Genomic DNA, 17,988 nt, shown 5'->3' with positions numbered 1-17,988 from the left:
ACACCCTTTAGCACGTTACCAGAAAGCAGGGTGCCAGACACGCTTTAGCACGTTATCAGAAAGCAGGGTGTCTGGCACGCTTTCGTGCTGTGGTGTGGTAAGATAGGCGGGGAAGGAGGGGTGATTATGATGTATTGGTTGTGGCCTTTGGTTTGGATGGGGGTTATTTTCTATTCTTCTTCGACGCCTTATGAGGAGCAGGATATTAAGCCGTTTATGAGTGATGTGATGGACTTATCCTTTCTAGCTCCTGTACTTGATTGGATCCAATTTACGTACCATCATTCTGAAGTGAGCGTGGATGCTCTTGGTGTGAATGGCCTTGTTGAATTTTTCATTCGAAAAGGAGCTCATGTAAGTGTATTCCTGCTATTGTGTGTGTTCTTTTATATTGCGCTTCGCAAATCTACAAATGTAACCTGGGGAAGGTCTGCCTTACTGAGCCTTCTGTTCACGTTTTTATATGCCGTGTTCGATGAGATACACCAGGGATTTACTCCAAACAGAACGCCTTATGCGGGTGATGTTTTACTTGATACTGTGGGAGCACTACTTGCTTGTGGTTTGTTTTGGTTACGGAATCGTTTGAAGAGATTCTCCAGAAGGCAAGCCTAATTTTGTATCACTCGGAGACCGCCCACCGTATCATATAAAAAGAGAGAGGTGGAAGGTATGAATTCACTAACTCAAGAACGTTTGCGAAGCATTTTGCAAACGATTATAAATGATACAGAGAAAGCTTCCATTGAAAATACAGATCAGTTAATCCAACAGCTCATAAAAGAAATTACTATGGTCCGAGGAGATTATTAGTACGTGCTCTTTATGGATCATGTTTATTGGTTGATAAGTTATCAAAAATTAAAAAAACAACTACTTTTTTAGCATTTATCTCCCTTTTTTCGCCAAAATCTATAAAAATCCTACATTAGTCTATTGAGAAAATGTCTTACTAAACTGTATTATTTTAGTAGTTTGGTTTTTTCACAGACATATAAGGGGGAGACGAATGTTACATAAGGGTACGAGACAGCTTTGGGTTGTTCGCGTTCTTTCATTAATGATGATTTTTACAATCATAGGGACAGCTTACAATCTGCCAACGCTGGACTGGAATACAGATTCGCCGAGTGTTTCTGCTGCCAGTTATCAAGTAAAAGAGAACAATGAGGTTGCTCCAGGAGTGACCCACAGGCAAGAACAAATGAAATCTGGATACATAGAAGAGACGACGAATATTATGGAAGTGGATGTTTCGAAATCTTATAACACTGTTCAGATGAATTATCCTGTTCCATTTCCATCTTTAAGTCCTGTGACGACACAGGCCGAATCGATTAGTAAGGAAGGGAATCGCGTCCTTGGATCCATTAACGGTTCGTTTTTCCACACGAATAATGCCCTACCGGCTTATCTCGTTTCGGAGGACCAGTCGATCTTTAATTTAGGAGCGATCTCATCTGATTCCAATGGTTATATGAGCATCCCTACTGCATTTGGTATGGATGAAAATGGCCGTGCACAAATAGGGGAATTCTATTTTGATATGGAATTTGAGCATGATGGGGACAGAGTGAACGTTGATTCTGTCAATAAGGACCGCGAGGCAGGCGAGATCATCGTTTATACGCCTTCGTACCGTTTTGATTGGACGAAGTCAAACCAATACGGTATTGAAATTACCGTGGCGAATTTAGACAAACCTCTGGATAGTCCAGAAGTTGATTTCGGCGAACAAGTAACAGGAAACGTAACAAAGATTCGTCCATATGGAAAAGAAGGTCGAACACAAGTGCCTGATGATGGATTTGTATTATCCATCCAAGGCGGTGCGCTCTCTTCAAGGTATAATGATATTGAAGTAGGAGACGACCTATCTTTAAGCATTGATATCCCTTCAGCATGGAAGGATACCCAATATATGCTAGGTAGTGGTCCGATGCTTGTGCAAAATGGACAAGTTGATATTTCGATGAATGAAGATAGCTACCGTGCAAGTGAACGTCACCCGCGCACGGCGGTTGGGACGAGTAAGGATGGTTCTAAGGTCTATTTTGTTACCGTTGATGGTCGTCAGAATGGATACAGCGATGGCATGAACCTTACTGAGTTTGCCGAATACTTAGAAAGCAAAGGAATCTATCAAGCTATGAATCTAGACGGCGGTGGTTCGACAACGATGGCTGTTCGTCAGCGAGGGGATACGTTGCCAAGCGTTGTGAACTCTCCGTCAGACGGATGGCAGCGTTCTGTTTCAACAACGCTTCATGCCGTCAACACAGCGACAGACAGCCAGCCGACCCACCTAGAAGCTCGAAAGGTGCAGGAAGGGAAGATCATGGCCGGGTCATCCGTTGAGGTGGAAGTAGGTTCTTTGTTTGACCAATATAACTACCCGATTTCTATAAATGAAAGTAATGTCCGTTATTCTGTGAACGGTAACGTTGGCCATATGGAAGGGAATCGCTTCGTGGCTGATCGTGAAGGTTCAGGGGCGATCGTTGTGACATACGGGACAGCAACCAAAGAGTTGCCTGTAGACGTAGTAGAGGACGCCGATCGATTTACGATTACTCCGAGTGAAGTGAAACTTGGGACAGATACAAGTCAGGCCTTTCATGCTGATGCTTATTTAGATAATGAAGAACTTATCTTTGATAAAAATACGATAGAATGGTCAACAGAAGGTTCCATCGGGACCATTGATCAGGATGGGAACCTCACTGCAGACAGCGATGCTGCCAAAGGGTCAGTAGTGGCAACGTTAAACGGCAATGAGTATAAAGCTTCTGTAACTGTGGGCGGAAAAGCTCAAACGTTAGACGAGTTCACAAGCAACGATGCTTGGTCCTTTGATACCGTCCGTGCAAAAGGGGCAAATCGTCTGAGTAAAGGTTTTGAACCTCTCGTTTCAGGTGACTCATCCATGCGATTTGAGTATGATTTCGTAACAGGACAGGCCGGCACAGCAGCTTCATATATCGTGCAGAAGGACCCGATCTCTATAGATGGCCGTCCTGACCATATAGGCATGTGGGTGTATGGGGACGACCATGATCATTGGCTTCGTGGAAAGTTGATTGATGGAAACGGAAAAACAGTCACGATTAGCTTCACTGAACAAGGGGAACTTGATTGGAGCGGGTGGAAGTACGTAACCGCAGAAATCCCTGACACAGCAGCGCTCCCATTATCAGTAAGCCGAATTTACATCGCAGAAATAAGCGAAGACAATAAAAATAGAGGTGTGATCTTCTTAGACAGACTACGCGCTTCCTATGACGACTCTGAAGATACAGAAGTCGACGAACCTGTAGACTATGAGTACGTCCGAGATGATAAAGAGTGGAGAGTCGAATTTAACACCGCACTACTCGATTCTTCAGTCTCAGAGGACACTGTCTATGTTGTCGATCATAATGGAAAGAAAGTAGATGGCGTGGAAGTTCGTCTTAACAGTGATCATACTAAAGTTTATGTAGAAGCTCCAGAAGAAGGGTACGAAGGGGTTGGATTTTACAAGCTCGTTATTACCGATGAAGTTACTTCGTCAAAAGGGGTACACATGAAAGAAGCGGTTGATAAAATCTTTCAGGTAGAATAAAAAAAGGGCTGTTTCTATACGTAGAAACAGCCCTTTGTTATTGGCTTTGTCAATGAACAAAGTATAATGTTTTTGTTTACTTTAATGAGAGGAAGATGGGCCGGGGAAAACACTCGCTTTCCTGTGGCCCCACACGATGTGGGGGCGTTCGACGTTGTCACAGGACGTGACGGTCTTAGTCGAAATTCCTCTTTTGATTATGAGCTTCCTCGTTCGCTTTCGCTCTCTGCGGGATCGGATGGAGAGGAACAAATGACACCTCTTCCACTATGGGGCAAAAATGATCCCATTTACTGATGAAATAATCGTACCTACTTTAATACCAGCTTGTTGTGCAGGAGTGTTATTGTAAACTTCAGACACTTGAAGACCCCTTTCATGGGGGCGACTGCAATCCCAATTCCTACATATTTTCGGTTGATTCTGTTATTAAATTCTATTAATTCTTCCTTATTGAGGAATGGTAGGACGTGAGACTCTTTACAACAATAAGTCACAATTTTATGATTAGATGAGGAGGTCGTTGTTATGGCTAAGAAAAAGATAAGTGTTTCTGTTGAAGAAGACTTGTTTCATAAAATAGATGAGAAAACACAAGAGCTTGGAATTAGTAAGAGTGCGTTTCTTTCTTTTTCTGCTAGCTTCTTTCTTCATCAACTAGAAAGTACCGAGCAATCCGTGGGCAATCCAAACATAAGTGTTTACCAGTTAATCAAGAGTAACATTGAAGCTCTCGAAGAGGCTAAACAGCTTAGTAAAGAGCAAAACAAGTAAGATCTACTTAACCGTGTTAAACAAAGAAAGCTGAATTTCTCCTAAAGAGAAGTTCAGCTTTCTTTATATCTATTGCTGATTTTGTATGGGATAGGCTTTCCAAGAGCTTAAGTCCAGCTCTTCCGCTTCAATGATCGATTTCGGGAAAATAAACGTCCATGGCTTACTGGTATTTGCTGAAACCTTAAAATCCTGAAGCTTGAATCCACCCTTGGCGACGGCAACTCCACTCGCATCTTCAAATTGAAGAGGAAGTTGTTGGAGTTGAATGCTTTTAGCAGATCCGTTACGAATTAACATCGTTACATGTAAGTCCCCGTTCTCGGTCTCATGAGCACGTAATCCCATAAAGTTTACTTCGCCTGGTTTAGGCGGTGTGAGTGACTCTGTATAATCTCTTAGCTTTTCATACTCTTCGCTTGCCATTGATTCGTGCCAACTGTCGGCTAACTCGAGCGTATGCTTTTGGGAGGTTTTCCTCATCTCGAAGGCCAGTTTCCAATCATCTGTTGGAATTTCTTCAATCGGGACAAATAAGTCCTTCTTGTCAAATATAAAGAGGTGAGGGCGGCTAGATCGAGCCGGAAGTTCTCCTACCTCAGATAGATCAAATTGTTTACGGCCAAGCTTTGTCCCATCGTTCTTCATAAGAAGGATGGTTGTACGATTAAAGGTAATTTTTTTATTGAGAGAGCTACGAACAAAAGCTCCAGCAGCGATCATATCACCCTCTAATTTTTTGAGCTCAAAGGCACCCAACGACAATTGGTTAGGAAGTAGAGGAGGGTTTTCGTTGTTCATAAAACGGTAAACATAGATATCTTCTTCCCCTAATTTCCAATTAGGGTTAATCGACAATTCGGTTTCTATTTCTTCGGAGGAAGAATCTGATTCCACTCCATCTATTAAGTCCTCAGCATCTACGGTGGAATCGTTAGAAGGCTTTTCAGAGTCTTCCTGCTGTTGCTTGTTGCGCTTTAAAAAATTTAACACGGTAGTGAGATCCTCCTTTTGTCGTTATTTTTTCTTACCGTTGTTGATTCCCTGGACAAATCTAGAGAGCTGAAGGACCATCTCACGTTTGATTTCAAACATCGTGTGGTGGAACACATCTAGCCCTTCGTTTTGGTAAAGGCGCAGAGGGTCTTCTTGTTGATATTGACGCATACCAATACCTTCACGAAGACGGTTCATGATCTCTAAGTGGCGGATCCATTGGCGATCAATAATCGCGATAGATACTTGTTTCAAGCGGTTCTGTAACATAATATTTTTACGAAGAACATCAATCTTAGATGTATATTCTTCTGCCACTTTTTGAACATATTCCTTTACGTCCTCAATACTTTCGAAGGATTGTTCTGTCATGTTCGTTTCGATTAATGGAGCTGCGCGGTTCACTTCTTCTTCTAGATGGCCCATGTTCCATTTTTCAGGCACGATGGTCTCTGGACATTCTTTTTCTACGATTTCAAGAAGGTAGTCTTGTATATAAGGAAGTATAAATTCTAGGGAAGTATTAGACTCTAGCATTTGGTTGCGTAACGTGTAGATAACGCCGCGCTGGTCGTTGATGACATCATCGAGCTTTAGGTTAAACTCTCGAATATTAAAGTTGCTTCCTTCTGATATACGCTGAACGGTATCAATAAATTTATTCATATCTTTATTTAAAACGAGCCCGCTCTCATCAGTTTTTAGAGATTTCATCTTGCGTTCTGTTTCTTCTTCCGCGAAACGGTGCAACATGTCATCTTCCATTGAAATGATAAATTGTGTTGAACCAGGGTCCCCTTGACGACCTGAGCGACCTTTAAGCTGGTTATCGATACGGCGAGATTCATGGCGTTCCGTTCCAAGCACGTGAAGACCACCCGTTTCAGCAGCGCCTTCTCCAAGCATAATATCTGTACCGCGCCCGGCCATATTCGTTGCAATGGTGATTTGACCTTTCTGACCTGCTAGTGAAATGAGACGCACTTCCTGCTCCACGCTTTTCGCATTTAGCAGTTCATAAGGGATGTTTTCCTCATCTAAATAGTTGGCAACAGTTTCAGATTGCAGAATTGAAGTTGTTCCAATTAGAATAGGTTGGCCTTTGCTATAACGGTCTTTAACGTCGTTAACCATGGCTTCATATTTCTGTTCTTTCGTAGCATAAATCAAATCTTCTAAGTCTTCGCGAATAACTGGTTTATTCGTTGGAATCTGAATAACGTCCATGTGGTACGTATGTTGGAATTCCTTTTCTTCTGTTTTCGCCGTACCCGTCATTCCAGAAAGGATCGGGTACATTCGGAAATAGTTTTGGATTGTAATATTGGCTTGTGTCTTATTCTCTTCTGTAATTTCAAGTCCTTCTTTGGCCTCGATTGCTTGGTGAAGACCATCAGAGAGGGTGCGCCCTTCCATCATACGTCCTGTGAACATATCAATTAACTTAACTTCACCTTCGTCGACAATATAATCGACATCACGCTTGAACATGACATGAGCCCGTACGGCCTGGATGACATAGTGGTACAATGTTTGGTGCTCTAGGTCAAATAGGTTATCTATGCCAAATGCGCGTTCTACTTTTGTGATTCCATCCTCTGTTAAGCTTGTGGCTTTAGTGGTGACGTCAAAGTTATACTCAACATCAGCTTTGAATGATTTCGCAAGCTTTGCACAAACGCGGTGAAGTTGTGCACTTGCCATCATCTTTCCGGCAATAATAAGTGGTGTCTTTGCCTCATCTACTAGGACACTGTCAATTTCATCGACAATGGCATAGTGGTAAGGGCGCTGGACTCGTTGGGAAGCTTGTTGTGCCATGTTATCTCGTAAATAATCAAACCCGAATTCTGTTCCAATTCCATATGTAATATCAGCTTGGTAGGCCTGTTTTTTCTCATCAGGTGACATTTGGGTAATATTGAGCCCGACTGTAAGTCCTAGATATTCGTGAATTGGTCCAATTAATTCACGGTCACGCTCGGCAAGATACTCATTAACTGTAATAACGTGTACGCCTTTTCCTTCTAGAGCCCGCAAGTAACTCGGTAATGAGGCCACCAATGTCTTCCCTTCACCTGTCATCATCTCAGCAATGTTGCCTTCGAATAAAACAAGTCCGCCAATTAACTGAACGTCATAATGACGCATCCCTAATATACGTTTGGCAGCTTCTCTCACAACCGCAAAAGCTTCTTCCTTAATCGATTCTATGTTTTCACCTTCTGCTAATCGCTCTTTAAACTCTGTCGTTTTAGATTGTAAGGCTTCATCTGTAAGTCTTTCTATTTTGTGTTCCCATTCATTTATTTTTTCGACATTCTTTTCATAGATTTTCAACTGACGCTCTGACTTCTTATCTCCATAATACTTCTTGATCGTCTCAAGCATACTATACGCTCCTCAATGTCTGTAATTACCGATTATTAGTATATCACGAAATTTCAGGATATTCATTAAGGTCTTACTAGATTTGGCAGGAAAATGGAGAGTGTTTCCTATTTATATTTTCATTTGTAAAGGGCCATTAGTAGGTGGGTAAAAAACGACAAAGTTATGTATATAATTCTATATTTTTACCTTATTTTTTCAAAATGGATAGAATTTTCCTTGTGATTCATGATATTATCTATGCTAGATAATGATGAATTGGGGGAGCTTAGATGACAACAAGAAAAATCGTAGGGACACTTCTAAGTTTAATTGTTTTGTTTATCGCACCGGTAATGACTCAAGCAGAGACAGTGTGGGAGGAATTGCCGGAAGAAGCAGACGTAGAACCGGATAAGACATGGACAATCGAATTCAATACACCAATCAATCAAGCAACGTTACAAGAAAACATTTATGTGAAAACATTAGACGACGGAAAGTACATCCCTTCATATGATGTAAGTAAGGATGGGAAAAAGGTAGTGGTTCATCCACCAAAGGATGGATACGTAAGCAATGGGTATTACGAGCTTGTTGTAGAGAATGATATTTCCTCTGATAAAGGGAAGCAGATGGACCAAGGTTACAGGAAGAACTTTAGTATTAAGTCTTATGAAGAGCCTGTTATTGACGACAAACCAGTACTGTCTACTGGAACGGTAACAGCAGAGGTTCTAAATGTTAGAGCTGAGCCGAATGCGAGTTCTAAGAAGTTAGGGAGGCTTTCGCGCGGTGACGTAGTTGATGTATATGATTTTGAAGATTTTTGGACTGAAATTGAGTTCAATGGTCAAAAAGCGTATGTACATAAAACATATATGAAGCTTCGTAAAGCAGGCGGAACAGCTGTGGAAGGGCAACGTATCGTTATTGATGCGGGTCATGGTGACCATGATCCAGGAGCACAAAGTGGAGGAGCTCAGGAAAAAGAAATTAATCTTGATGTTTCGTTAAGAGTGGCAGAACGATTGAAGGCACTTGGAGCGACGCCAATTTTAACTAGAGATGCAGATGAGTTCTTAACGCTTCAAGGCCGTGTAGATTACGCTCAAGAAGTGAAAGGTGACCTCTTTGTAAGTATTCATGCAAATGCAGCTTCTCCAGGTGCAAAAGGTTCAGAAGTATTCTATGATTCAAGGAAGTTAAGTAATGTAGAAGAAGGTCGTGCGTTGGCTGGATATATCCAGAGAAAACTTGTCGACATTGCGGATATGTATGACCGTGGTGTGAAGGATAATAACTTTTATGTTATTCATTACAACACATTGCCAAGCGTATTAGTTGAACTCGGGTTTATTACGAATAGTGAAGACTACCAAAAACTAACATCTAATTATTACCGAGATCTTTATGCTCAAGCCATTACAGAAGGAATCGTTGATTATTACGAAGCAGAAGTAAACTAATATATATAGGGCATCCTTATTTACTTTAAGGATGTCCTCTATTTTTAAATACCCTCAACAGTCATAAATGAAACGGATCCTAACGAAATTTATTTATTATACTTAAAGTGAAACTTTTAAAGCCTGCTTTTCGTCTAATAATTTAAAGGTTAAACGCGTATTTGACTTGGATTTCATACATACATTTGGGAGAAATGTCGTTTGAAGTCGACAAAAAAAGGTAAATAAAGATGTAAATCCGATATTCTAGACGTGGGCTCGTTGTGTTATAATCCTAATGGTAGTTTGCTCAGAAATGTGGAATGGTATACATGAATTTGGAAAGTAATTACTGCTTCTTGAACATTAAAGTTGGACATACTAGAACCGAGGAGGGTCTTTTAAATGGAGTTTAAGGCCTTATTATTATGTTTCATTGCTTCAATCCTCATCACACCCGTTGTGAAGAAGTTAGCTGTAAAAATTGGAGCGACGGATAAGCCGAATGAACGAAAAGTACACCAAAAATTAATGCCACGTTTAGGTGGCTTAGCGATATTCTTAAGCTTTGTTGCTGGGGTTCTCTTATTCTTCCCAGATTCAGGGTACACATGGCCGCTTGTAATCGGAAGCACGATTATTATTGTGACAGGTGTCCTTGATGACATGAAGGAATTATCCCCTAAATGGAAAATTGCAGGTCAACTTGCCGCTGCCCTTATCGTGGTTCAAGCTGGTAATGTTAAGGTTGAGTACATTAATTTACCATTTGGAGATACGCTGCAGTTTGGTTGGATGAGTGTTCCGATTACGATTCTTTGGATCGTAGGAATCACCAATGCGATTAACTTAATTGATGGCCTTGACGGTCTTGCAGCAGGAGTATCTTCGATTGCTTTATTAACCATCTCAGGTATGGCGATTGCAATGGGTGACTTCTTTGTATCCATGATCGGGCTTATTACACTAGGAAGTACGCTAGGATTCTTGATCTACAACTTTTACCCAGCAAAGATCTTTATGGGAGATACTGGAGCTTTATTCTTAGGCTTTATTATAAGTGTCCTCTCGTTGCTTGGGTTTAAGAACATTACGTTATTCTCGTTCATTATCCCGGTTATTATTCTAGGCGTTCCAATTTCTGATACAATTTTTGCTATTGTGAGAAGGTTTGTACAACGCAAACCGTTATCTTCTCCAGATAAATCACACTTGCACCATTGCTTATTGCGATTAGGGTATAGCCACCCTGAAACAGTGCTTATGATTTATGCAATGGCTGCCCTGTTTAGTTTAGCAGCAGTTATTTTCTCCCAAGCCACTATGTTTGGATCCGTATTTGTCATATTTACCTTGCTCATCTTGATTGAACTAGTTGTAGAAGTGACAGGGTTAATTAGTCAGAATTACCGTCCAATCTTAAATCTGATTCGTGATTATCGTACGAAACGATAAACGAAGTGAAGCACCAGAATCTTCTTGTAGATTCTGGTGCTTTTTTAATGTGCGCATCTGCGTTTACCTTCTGATGGTTGTGGTATTGTTTAAGATCATTTTTAAGACAGTGAGGGATCCTATGGAAAATGTAGATGCAATTGTAATCGGTAGTGGCCACAACGGATTAATATCAGCTTTCTTGTTAGCTGAAAAAGGGGGGAGAGTGCTTGTACTAGAAAAAGCTGATACCCCAGGAGGAGCTTCGAAATCAGCCACTTCAAACGGATATACCCATGATTTGTATGCGATGAATATCGGCCTTTTTTTAGGCTCAGCTTTCTACGAGGAGTACAAAGAAGAGCTTTCTGAATATGGATTTGAACCGGTAGTCAGTGACCACCCGTATGCAAGTGTCTTTCCAGATGGAACTGGAATCGGAGTTTACCAAGATCGAGAGAAAACGTATGAGATTTTATCGGCTCTTTCACAGGAAGATGCGGATTCTTGGTCCAGGTTAAACGATTACTTCGATAAAACGGCCCCTCATTTAATGCCCCTCATGAAGATGGAGCTGCCTTCCTTTGAGGCAGGAAAGCAGTTCTTTAAGATGTATAGGCATTTCAAGATCAGTGGTCTTCTTCAACTAGGAAGCCAGTTGCTTCATTCTCCGAGGGAGTTTGTTGATCGCTGGTTCATGGACAAGAAGGTGAAATCCCTCATTGTACCCTGGGGGTTTCACTTGGACTTTGCGCCTGATGTTTCAAATGGAGCCGTCTTTCCATTTTTAGAATCGGTGCTTAATCAGCGCAATGGTATGGCCTTCTCTAAAGGCGGAATCCAGGAATTGATTAACAGTTTAATCAAAGGGATTGAGAAAAGAGGCGGAGTGGTTCGAACAGGTGCTGAAGTAGATGAAATTTTAGTGGATAATGGAAAGGCAGTCGGTGTGAAGCTCGCATCAGGTGAAATTGCATATGCTAAGAAATCCATCATCGGAAACATTACACCCACTCAGCTCATCTCAAGGCTGCTTGATCCTCACACCCTTCATTCTTCTTATGTGGAAAAGGCGGAGAACTATCAGTATGGACCTGGAACGATGATGATTCATCTTGAGCTTGATGCGCCACTTGAATGGGCGGCAGGGAAAGAGTATAGCGAATTTGCCTATATCCATATTGGTCCTTACGTAGAAGATTTATCTCGTACGTATACTCAAAGTTTAAACGGAACCCTTCCCGATAGTCCTCTTCTTGTGGTTGGGCAACCTACAACCATTGATCCTTCTCGATCTCCTGAAGGGAAACATACCATTTGGATTCAAGTACGTGCATTACCAGCAGAAGCAGTTCAGGACAGCTTGAACGAGATTGAACCAGGTAGCTGGAGTGAGATGAAAGAAGCCTATGCAGAACGTGTGCTTGATAAGCTAGCTCACTATGCTCCTAACGTAAGAGATGTACTTTCTAAAAAAATAGTACTGTCTCCAAGTGATTTGGAAGAAGATAATCCTAATTTAGTGGGTGGGGACAGTGTAAGTGGAAGTCATCACCTTCATCAGAATTATGCTTTTCGTCCAGTAGCAGGGTATTCCAACTATCATACTCCTATTAAAAACCTCTATATGGTAGGTGCTGCAACCTGGCCAGGAGGAGGACTTAATGGAACTTCAGGTTATTTATTGGCTAACAAATTAAGCTAGATTGTTCCGTCGAAAAATAGCAAAAGAGCTTTTCCCGGGAAATATTATGTCTAACGATTAGAATATTTCTCGGTATTTGGTCTTAGAAAATGTTAAGCTTCTACAAATCATCTCAAATATTTCCTAAACTTCTATGAATCTAGGTCGATGCTATTTATAATAGGTGGTAGATTCTAAGAAATCAGGAGGGAAATACTGAGATGAGAAAGGGAATTGTTTGGGTATTTAGTTTGGTTTTCCTGCTAACGTTGCTTGGGACAACAGAAGTAGCGAAAGCTGAGTCGATTTGGGAAGAATGGGAAGAGGTTATCAATATCCCATCAGATAAAGTATGGACCATCGTTTTTGATACCGAGATCAAGCAAAGGTCTATTACTGAAGAGAATATTTATGTTGAAAATCTATCAACAGGAGAGCGGCATCCTGTAGAGTTGAAACCATCCGAGGACCAGAAGACGATTAAGGTCCACCCGGTCAAGGAGTTTGTGGTTGGTGATTCATACCGCCTATATGTTAATCAAGGCTTGCGCTCTGAGAAAGGCAATAAGATGATGGAGACGTCTATTAAGAAAACGTTCCACGTATCAAAAGAATATCAAATCGCACAAATACATTCGGTTGACTCGTATACATATGGCATTTCTTTTGATTCATTTGATGAAGCTAAGAACAAGGCTAAGAAAAATGGAACGGAAGTTATTTTCCGCAGTGGGGAAGTGATTTGGATTCCTGAAGGGCAGTCTTATACGAAACACTATACGCTTTTATATCCAGACGAACGCCTGAAAGATCGTACTGCTGTAAACTATGTTAGTGGCGGCAGTGAAGTAGAGTACATGGATACTTCTCCAAATGGGGCTTTAAAGGTTCGTTTATCTGGAGAGGTTTTGTATGCAAAACCGAGTGACATTCAACTGGTTCCAACACCATTTATCAACAGTCAGTCTTACTATGTGAATAAGGGTGGGGAGTTGTACCACAAACTTCGTAGCTATTACGGTGAATACCTTTACGGAAAAGCACCAGAGTGGATGGATGAAGGAGAGAAGATCTTTAAACCAGATGGAAGTTGGACACTAGGGGAAGATGATACTCCGCTTTTCAACTATCTATCTTTATTAACAAAATCAGACTATACAGCTGAAGAGTTAGATCAATACATGAATGACTATTCTCCGATTAATAATAGTGTCTTATTCGGTCATGGAGAATCATTCATTAAAGCACAAGAGAAATACGGAGTAAATGCTTTATATTTAATGGCTCATGCTATTCATGAGAGCGGATGGGGAAATAGCTCTATAGCTAGAGACAAAAATAACTTATATGGGTTAAACGCAACGGACGATAATCCTTATGGAAACGCCTATGGATTTAATTCAATAGAAGACAATATTATGTTTGCGGCGCAGTTTGTTAAAGATGGTTACCTGACTGGTACAGGCTTTCGAGCTAATGGGGATTATCTAGGAAACAAAGGTGAGGGCATGAATGTAAAATATGCCTCTGATCCTTATTGGGGACAAAAGATTGCCGGACATATGTACCGGGCTGACAATGCTTTAGGAAATAAGGACCTTAACCTTCTGACAGGAGAACCTGATCCGGTTGAGGAGGAAGGCTCTGAAACGACCGAGAAGTAAGCTGTTAAAGATGCTAGTCGTTGATTGGGAAATACGAAGTAAATAGATATAAAAAAAGATGGTTGGGAGATTCGAAATCTCTCAACCATCTTTTAGTTAAAGTTCCTCGTCTTCTTCTGAAGAGGGTTCTTGTTTCTTAGCATAGGTGTTGTCTTCGTTTTCTTTTTCATCAATTTTATTATTGATTCCGTTTAGATCAAGGTGAGTTTGTAATGTGTTTTGGATAGATGTGAGGCTGTCATCGTTTACTTTGAAATAATACAGATTATTAATGAACGTACCTTCTCCGTCTAGCTGCATCGTTTCAAACGCAATGTCACGATTCAGTGCGTAGTTGTGTAAGGCGCTCATCTCATCAAAACTCATGTTCGTCTTCATATTATTTCCGATGGAGTCGATTAGAGAACCATATTTCGTAACAGACTGTATGCTTGAAGCTTCATTGAAGATCGCTTGTAGGAGCTCCATCTGACGCTTACCACGTGCCTGGTCACTATCGTATTGTCTAGATCGAGCAAGGGCTAAGGCTTCTTCGCCTGTAATGTCTTGTGAACCTTCTTCTAGTTTAATAGCTCCATCCGCATCTTCACTATTTTTCTCAGTCATATCGAACGGTACGTCATATTGAATACCGCCGAGCGTATCCACAGTTTCGACAAATGCGTTAAAGTTAAGGCGTACGTAATAATCCACGGGCACATCGAACATATTTTCAACGGTTGATACCGAGTAATCGACTCCTCCATAAGCATGAGCATGTGTAATCTTATCACGCTGATCCATTTGAGGAATGTAAGCATAAGAGTCACGGGGTATGCTTACGAGTTTAATAGATTTCTCTTCTTCATTTAATGTGGCAAGGACCATAGCATCTGAGCGGGCGTTGCTATCAAAGTCTCGTTTTTCGCTATCATCTACGCCCAATAATAATATAGAAATGTTATCTTGATATGGATCAACTATTTCGTCTCGCTTAGCGGACATATCCCCACGCTTCAGTTCTAACTGAGCGCTATTAGTAGCGTTTTTAGCTTTGTCAGTTAAGTAGGCTCCGTATCCGGAAGCTACTCCAACTCCTAGTAACAAAAGAACAATAAAGGACCAAAGAAAAACTTTTTTCTTGGATGTTCTTTTACGCTTCATGACTTTAGTCTCCTTTTTCAGTCGTGACATCCGTCTCCATATAGGAAACTTCCTCTTCTGTAATCTCAGCCTGGCCACTTGTTAAGTCAACCATCCAAGATATAAACGCATCTTCTTCGCCTTCGACTACATATACTTCTAATTCCACGTGTTCAAGGTAATTAATCCCCTTCAGGGCATATTGGCTATTTCGCAGCTCATTTTCAACCTTGCCAAGAAGTGTGTAGTCTGCGGTTACTTTCATTGTGCGCATTAACTGGCGTCTCACAATACCAGTCGTTTCAAGAGCTTGAGATGTCGCGCCTGAGTAAGCGCGAATTAATCCTCCTGCACCTAGTTTAATTCCCCCGAAGTAACGGGTAACGACTACGGCAGTGTCTTTTAAACCTTTCTTCTTTAAAACATCTAAAATAGGCACACCAGCGGTTCCGCTAGGCTCACCGTCATCGTGTGCTTTTTGTATTTGATCGTGTTCTCCTACCATATAAGCGGAGCAGTTATGAGTGGCATTACTATGTTTTTTCTTAATTTCTTGTACAAATGCTTTAGCTTCTTCTTCTGTTTCTACACGCTTTACATACCCGATAAAACGAGATTTTTGGATAACAATTTCTTCAAAACCTTCACCATTTACTGTAAGATAATTGTTTAGCATCTTGCATTTAACCTCCTAAAACTTCATTATAAAGATGTAGATGTCGAACGGCAAACGATTTTGCCCGTTATTGCCAAATTATAGATGAATTTCAACTTTTTTAAGAATTACCCCCAAAAATAGACATGGGCCAAACGAATGAGTATGTGAACATAGATGGAGGAGACGTTTTATGCCGGAGAGTAAAATTGGTGAAAAAGCACTTGATTCCATCATCCAAGAGATGATCGATACTGTGACGAATAGTAAAGATGAAATATTTCAAATCGGCGAGCAGTCCCGAAATGAGTTCGAACAGCTTGATCGTGAACTAAATGATACAAAAAAGCAAGTTGTTGAAATTATAGATGCGGGGGATTCGCTTGAGCGACAAGTGCGTTTCTCAAGGATGCGATTATCAGAAGTCAGTAAACACTTCGACCGTTACTCTGAGCAGGAAATTCGCGAAGTGTATGAACAGACACATCAACTCCAAATGCAACTTTCCGTTAAGCGTGAGCAGGAAAAACAACTAAGAGAACGAAGAGATGAATTAGAACGTCGCTTAAGAAAACTTGAAGATACGGTCGAACGTGCCGATGCATTAGGTGGGAAGATATCAGTTGTTCTTAACTACTTAAATGACGACTTTAGACAAGTATCAGAGGCATTGGAGGATGCGAAAGAAAAGCAAGCGTTTGGACTTCAAATTATTGAAGCTCAAGAAGAGGAGCGTCGTCGTTTATCGAGGGAAATCCACGACGGACCTGCTCAGATGCTTGCAAATGTTATGCTTCGTTCTGACTTAATCGATCGTACTTTCAGGCAGCGAGGCGTTAATGAAGCTCTTAAAGAAATTAAGGAAGTGCGTGGCATGGTTCGGTCTGCGCTTTATGAAGTGCGTCGCATCATTTACGATTTGAGACCGATGGCCTTAGATGATTTAGGATTAGTGCCAACGCTAAAAAAATACTTAGCCACAATTGAAGAATACAATAATATGGACATTCCATTCACAGCTTATGGAGAAGACAAACGTCTAGATCCTAAATACGAAGTAGCCCTATTTCGACTCGTACAAGAAGCAGTCCAGAATGCTGTGAAACACGCAGAGGCTTCTAAAATCGAAGTAAAATTCGAATTGAAGCGCTCTCTTGTTAATATTATAGTTAAAGATGATGGGCGAGGATTCGACACAAGTCAGAAGAAAGAGAAGTCATTTGGGCTTGTGGGCATGAAGGAAAGGGTAGAGATGCTAGACGGAGAGATATCAATTGATTCCAAACTAGGATCTGGAACAATCATTATGATTCAAGTTCCCTTAAACTAAATAGAAAGCTATATTCTACATACCATTTGTATTATAATAGAAAAAAAGTAATGGTTACGAATAAGTGATTAGTATTCCCACCCGAGACGATTGTGTGACGCGACAGGTAATGTTTAAGGATCATAGTTTAATAAAAATAGTAAAATAAATGGATAAGACACGGGAGGCTCGAGCCATGAATACGAATATAGTATTAATTGACGACCATAAATTATTTCGTGAAGGTGTAAAGCGAATCTTAGAATTTGAACCATCCTTTAATGTAGTTGCTGAAGGAGACGATGGTGAATCTGCAGGAAGCTTAGTTGCAGAGCATCGTCCAGACGTAGTACTAATGGACATTAATATGCCACAAATGAATGGTGTACAAGCAACGGCTGAATTAATTGCAAAGTATCCAGACATGAAAGTCATCATTCTATCCATTCACGATGATGAGAACTATGTAACGCATGCTTTAAAGACAGGTGCTCAAGGTTACCTTCTAAAAGAAATGGATTCTGATGCCCTGATTGAAGCGATTAAAGTGGTAAGTGAAGGTGGTTCTTACCTACACCCACGAGTAACGCACAACCTTGTTAAAGAATACCGTCGTCTTTCAGAAGAAGGCGGACGCGGCAGCACAAGTGGCGGCCAACAAAGTCGTACGATTGAATATCGTAAGCCTCTTCACCTGTTAACACGCCGTGAGTGTGAAGTTCTTCAACTGCTAGCAGATGGTAAGAGTAACCGTGGCGTAGCCGAGTCTCTATATATTAGCGAGAAAACGGTTAAAAACCACGTAAGTAATATCTTACAGAAAATGAACGTAAACGACCGTACCCAGGCTGTTGTGACAGCTATTAAGAATGGTTGGGTTGAGGTACTTTAAATAATGAAATGCATGGAGGGCTCTGGAACCTGATTG

General features: G+C 41.0%; 15 protein-coding genes. 10 read left to right on the top strand and 5 right to left on the bottom strand.

Features of this window, described 5'->3' with window-relative positions:
* Positions 1-126: 126 nt before the first annotated feature.
* From ACYX4O_RS17705 to ACYX4O_RS17695, 3 genes are all read left to right on the top strand, one after another.
* A complete protein-coding gene (locus ACYX4O_RS17705) occupies positions 127-615 on the top strand; it encodes a VanZ family protein (protein ID WP_476352725.1) in 489 nt (162 codons plus the stop codon).
* Positions 616-672: 57 nt separating this feature from the next.
* The gene (locus ACYX4O_RS17700; RefSeq protein WP_476352723.1) at positions 673-813 is read left to right on the top strand and encodes a hypothetical protein; all 141 of its coding nucleotides are present in this window, start codon (positions 673-675) and stop codon (positions 811-813) included.
* 196 nt (positions 814-1,009) lie between these two features.
* On the top strand, positions 1,010-3,604 hold the full coding sequence (locus tag ACYX4O_RS17695; RefSeq protein ID WP_476352721.1) for a phosphodiester glycosidase family protein: 2,595 nt from the start codon (positions 1,010-1,012) through the stop codon (positions 3,602-3,604).
* 267 nt (positions 3,605-3,871) lie between these two features.
* Here ACYX4O_RS17695 and ACYX4O_RS17690 read toward each other — a convergent pair whose 3' ends face one another.
* The gene (locus tag ACYX4O_RS17690; protein ID WP_476357198.1) at positions 3,872-4,015 is read right to left on the bottom strand and encodes a PDZ domain-containing protein; all 144 of its coding nucleotides are present in this window, start codon (positions 4,013-4,015) and stop codon (positions 3,872-3,874) included.
* A gap of 117 nt (positions 4,016-4,132) precedes the next feature.
* On the opposite strand from ACYX4O_RS17690, the gene ACYX4O_RS17685 reads away from it, so the two are divergent.
* A complete protein-coding gene (locus ACYX4O_RS17685; RefSeq protein WP_476352719.1) occupies positions 4,133-4,378 on the top strand; it encodes a hypothetical protein in 246 nt (81 codons plus the stop codon).
* Between the two features lie 69 nt (positions 4,379-4,447).
* Here ACYX4O_RS17685 and ACYX4O_RS17680 read toward each other — a convergent pair whose 3' ends face one another.
* On the bottom strand, positions 4,448-5,371 hold the full coding sequence (locus tag ACYX4O_RS17680; RefSeq protein ID WP_476352717.1) for an accessory Sec system S-layer assembly protein: 924 nt from the start codon (positions 5,369-5,371) through the stop codon (positions 4,448-4,450).
* Between the two features lie 24 nt (positions 5,372-5,395).
* Complete coding sequence (gene secA2 / locus ACYX4O_RS17675) at positions 5,396-7,765, bottom strand: accessory Sec system translocase SecA2 (protein ID WP_476352715.1); 2,370 nt, start codon at positions 7,763-7,765, stop codon at positions 5,396-5,398.
* Positions 7,766-8,037: 272 nt separating this feature from the next.
* On the opposite strand from secA2, the gene ACYX4O_RS17670 reads away from it, so the two are divergent.
* The 4 genes from ACYX4O_RS17670 (at position 8,038) to ACYX4O_RS17655 (ending at position 13,974) form a co-directional block, all read left to right on the top strand.
* The gene (locus tag ACYX4O_RS17670; RefSeq protein ID WP_476352713.1) at positions 8,038-9,213 is read left to right on the top strand and encodes an N-acetylmuramoyl-L-alanine amidase; all 1,176 of its coding nucleotides are present in this window, start codon (positions 8,038-8,040) and stop codon (positions 9,211-9,213) included.
* Between the two features lie 384 nt (positions 9,214-9,597).
* Positions 9,598-10,647, top strand: a complete 1,050-nt coding sequence (locus ACYX4O_RS17665; protein ID WP_345242315.1) for a glycosyltransferase family 4 protein — start codon at positions 9,598-9,600, stop codon at positions 10,645-10,647.
* Positions 10,648-10,768: 121 nt separating this feature from the next.
* Positions 10,769-12,331, top strand: a complete 1,563-nt coding sequence (locus ACYX4O_RS17660) for a phytoene desaturase family protein (protein WP_476352711.1) — start codon at positions 10,769-10,771, stop codon at positions 12,329-12,331.
* A gap of 200 nt (positions 12,332-12,531) precedes the next feature.
* Positions 12,532-13,974 (top strand): N-acetylglucosaminidase, encoded by a 1,443-nt coding sequence (locus ACYX4O_RS17655; RefSeq protein ID WP_476352709.1) that lies wholly within the window; start codon positions 12,532-12,534, stop codon positions 13,972-13,974.
* A gap of 96 nt (positions 13,975-14,070) precedes the next feature.
* On the opposite strand, the gene ACYX4O_RS17650 is transcribed toward ACYX4O_RS17655, so the two are convergent.
* Positions 14,071-15,117 (bottom strand): LCP family protein, encoded by a 1,047-nt coding sequence (locus ACYX4O_RS17650; protein WP_476352707.1) that lies wholly within the window; start codon positions 15,115-15,117, stop codon positions 14,071-14,073.
* Between the two features lie 4 nt (positions 15,118-15,121).
* Complete coding sequence (locus ACYX4O_RS17645) at positions 15,122-15,772, bottom strand: YigZ family protein (RefSeq protein ID WP_476352705.1); 651 nt, start codon at positions 15,770-15,772, stop codon at positions 15,122-15,124.
* Positions 15,773-15,944: 172 nt separating this feature from the next.
* Between ACYX4O_RS17645 and ACYX4O_RS17640 the strand changes: the two genes are divergently transcribed.
* Positions 15,945-17,081: a sensor histidine kinase gene (locus ACYX4O_RS17640; RefSeq protein ID WP_188652936.1), complete on the top strand. Its 1,137-nt coding sequence runs from the start codon at positions 15,945-15,947 to the stop codon at positions 17,079-17,081.
* 175 nt (positions 17,082-17,256) lie between these two features.
* Positions 17,257-17,952 carry a response regulator gene (locus ACYX4O_RS17635; protein ID WP_188652938.1) on the top strand — a complete coding sequence of 232 codons (696 nt, stop codon included), beginning with the start codon at positions 17,257-17,259 and terminating at the stop codon, positions 17,950-17,952.
* Positions 17,953-17,988: the final 36 nt, after the last annotated feature.

Source organism: Pontibacillus sp. ABV4_188, from assembly GCF_056311905.1.
The sequence above is the reverse complement of the archived record's forward strand: the minus strand, read 5'-3'. Positions and strand labels throughout refer to the sequence as shown.

Excerpts from the sequence above, each read along its gene's own strand:
- ACYX4O_RS17705 (WP_476352725.1), top strand. The coding sequence starts at position 127 with ATGATGTATTGGTTGTGGCCTTTGGTTTGGATGGGGGTTATTTTCTAT.
- ACYX4O_RS17700 (WP_476352723.1), top strand. The coding sequence starts at position 673 with ATGAATTCACTAACTCAAGAACGTTTGCGAAGCATTTTGCAAACGATT.
- ACYX4O_RS17695 (WP_476352721.1), top strand. The coding sequence starts at position 1,010 with ATGTTACATAAGGGTACGAGACAGCTTTGGGTTGTTCGCGTTCTTTCA.
- ACYX4O_RS17685 (WP_476352719.1), top strand. The coding sequence starts at position 4,133 with ATGGCTAAGAAAAAGATAAGTGTTTCTGTTGAAGAAGACTTGTTTCAT.
- secA2 (WP_476352715.1), bottom strand. The coding sequence starts at position 7,765 with ATGCTTGAGACGATCAAGAAGTATTATGGAGATAAGAAGTCAGAGCGT.
- ACYX4O_RS17670 (WP_476352713.1), top strand. The coding sequence starts at position 8,038 with ATGACAACAAGAAAAATCGTAGGGACACTTCTAAGTTTAATTGTTTTG.
- ACYX4O_RS17665 (WP_345242315.1), top strand. The coding sequence starts at position 9,598 with ATGGAGTTTAAGGCCTTATTATTATGTTTCATTGCTTCAATCCTCATC.
- ACYX4O_RS17660 (WP_476352711.1), top strand. The coding sequence starts at position 10,769 with ATGGAAAATGTAGATGCAATTGTAATCGGTAGTGGCCACAACGGATTA.
- ACYX4O_RS17655 (WP_476352709.1), top strand. The coding sequence starts at position 12,532 with ATGAGAAAGGGAATTGTTTGGGTATTTAGTTTGGTTTTCCTGCTAACG.
- ACYX4O_RS17650 (WP_476352707.1), bottom strand. The coding sequence starts at position 15,117 with ATGAAGCGTAAAAGAACATCCAAGAAAAAAGTTTTTCTTTGGTCCTTT.
- ACYX4O_RS17645 (WP_476352705.1), bottom strand. The coding sequence starts at position 15,772 with ATGCTAAACAATTATCTTACAGTAAATGGTGAAGGTTTTGAAGAAATT.
- ACYX4O_RS17640 (WP_188652936.1), top strand. The coding sequence starts at position 15,945 with ATGCCGGAGAGTAAAATTGGTGAAAAAGCACTTGATTCCATCATCCAA.
- ACYX4O_RS17635 (WP_188652938.1), top strand. The coding sequence starts at position 17,257 with ATGAATACGAATATAGTATTAATTGACGACCATAAATTATTTCGTGAA.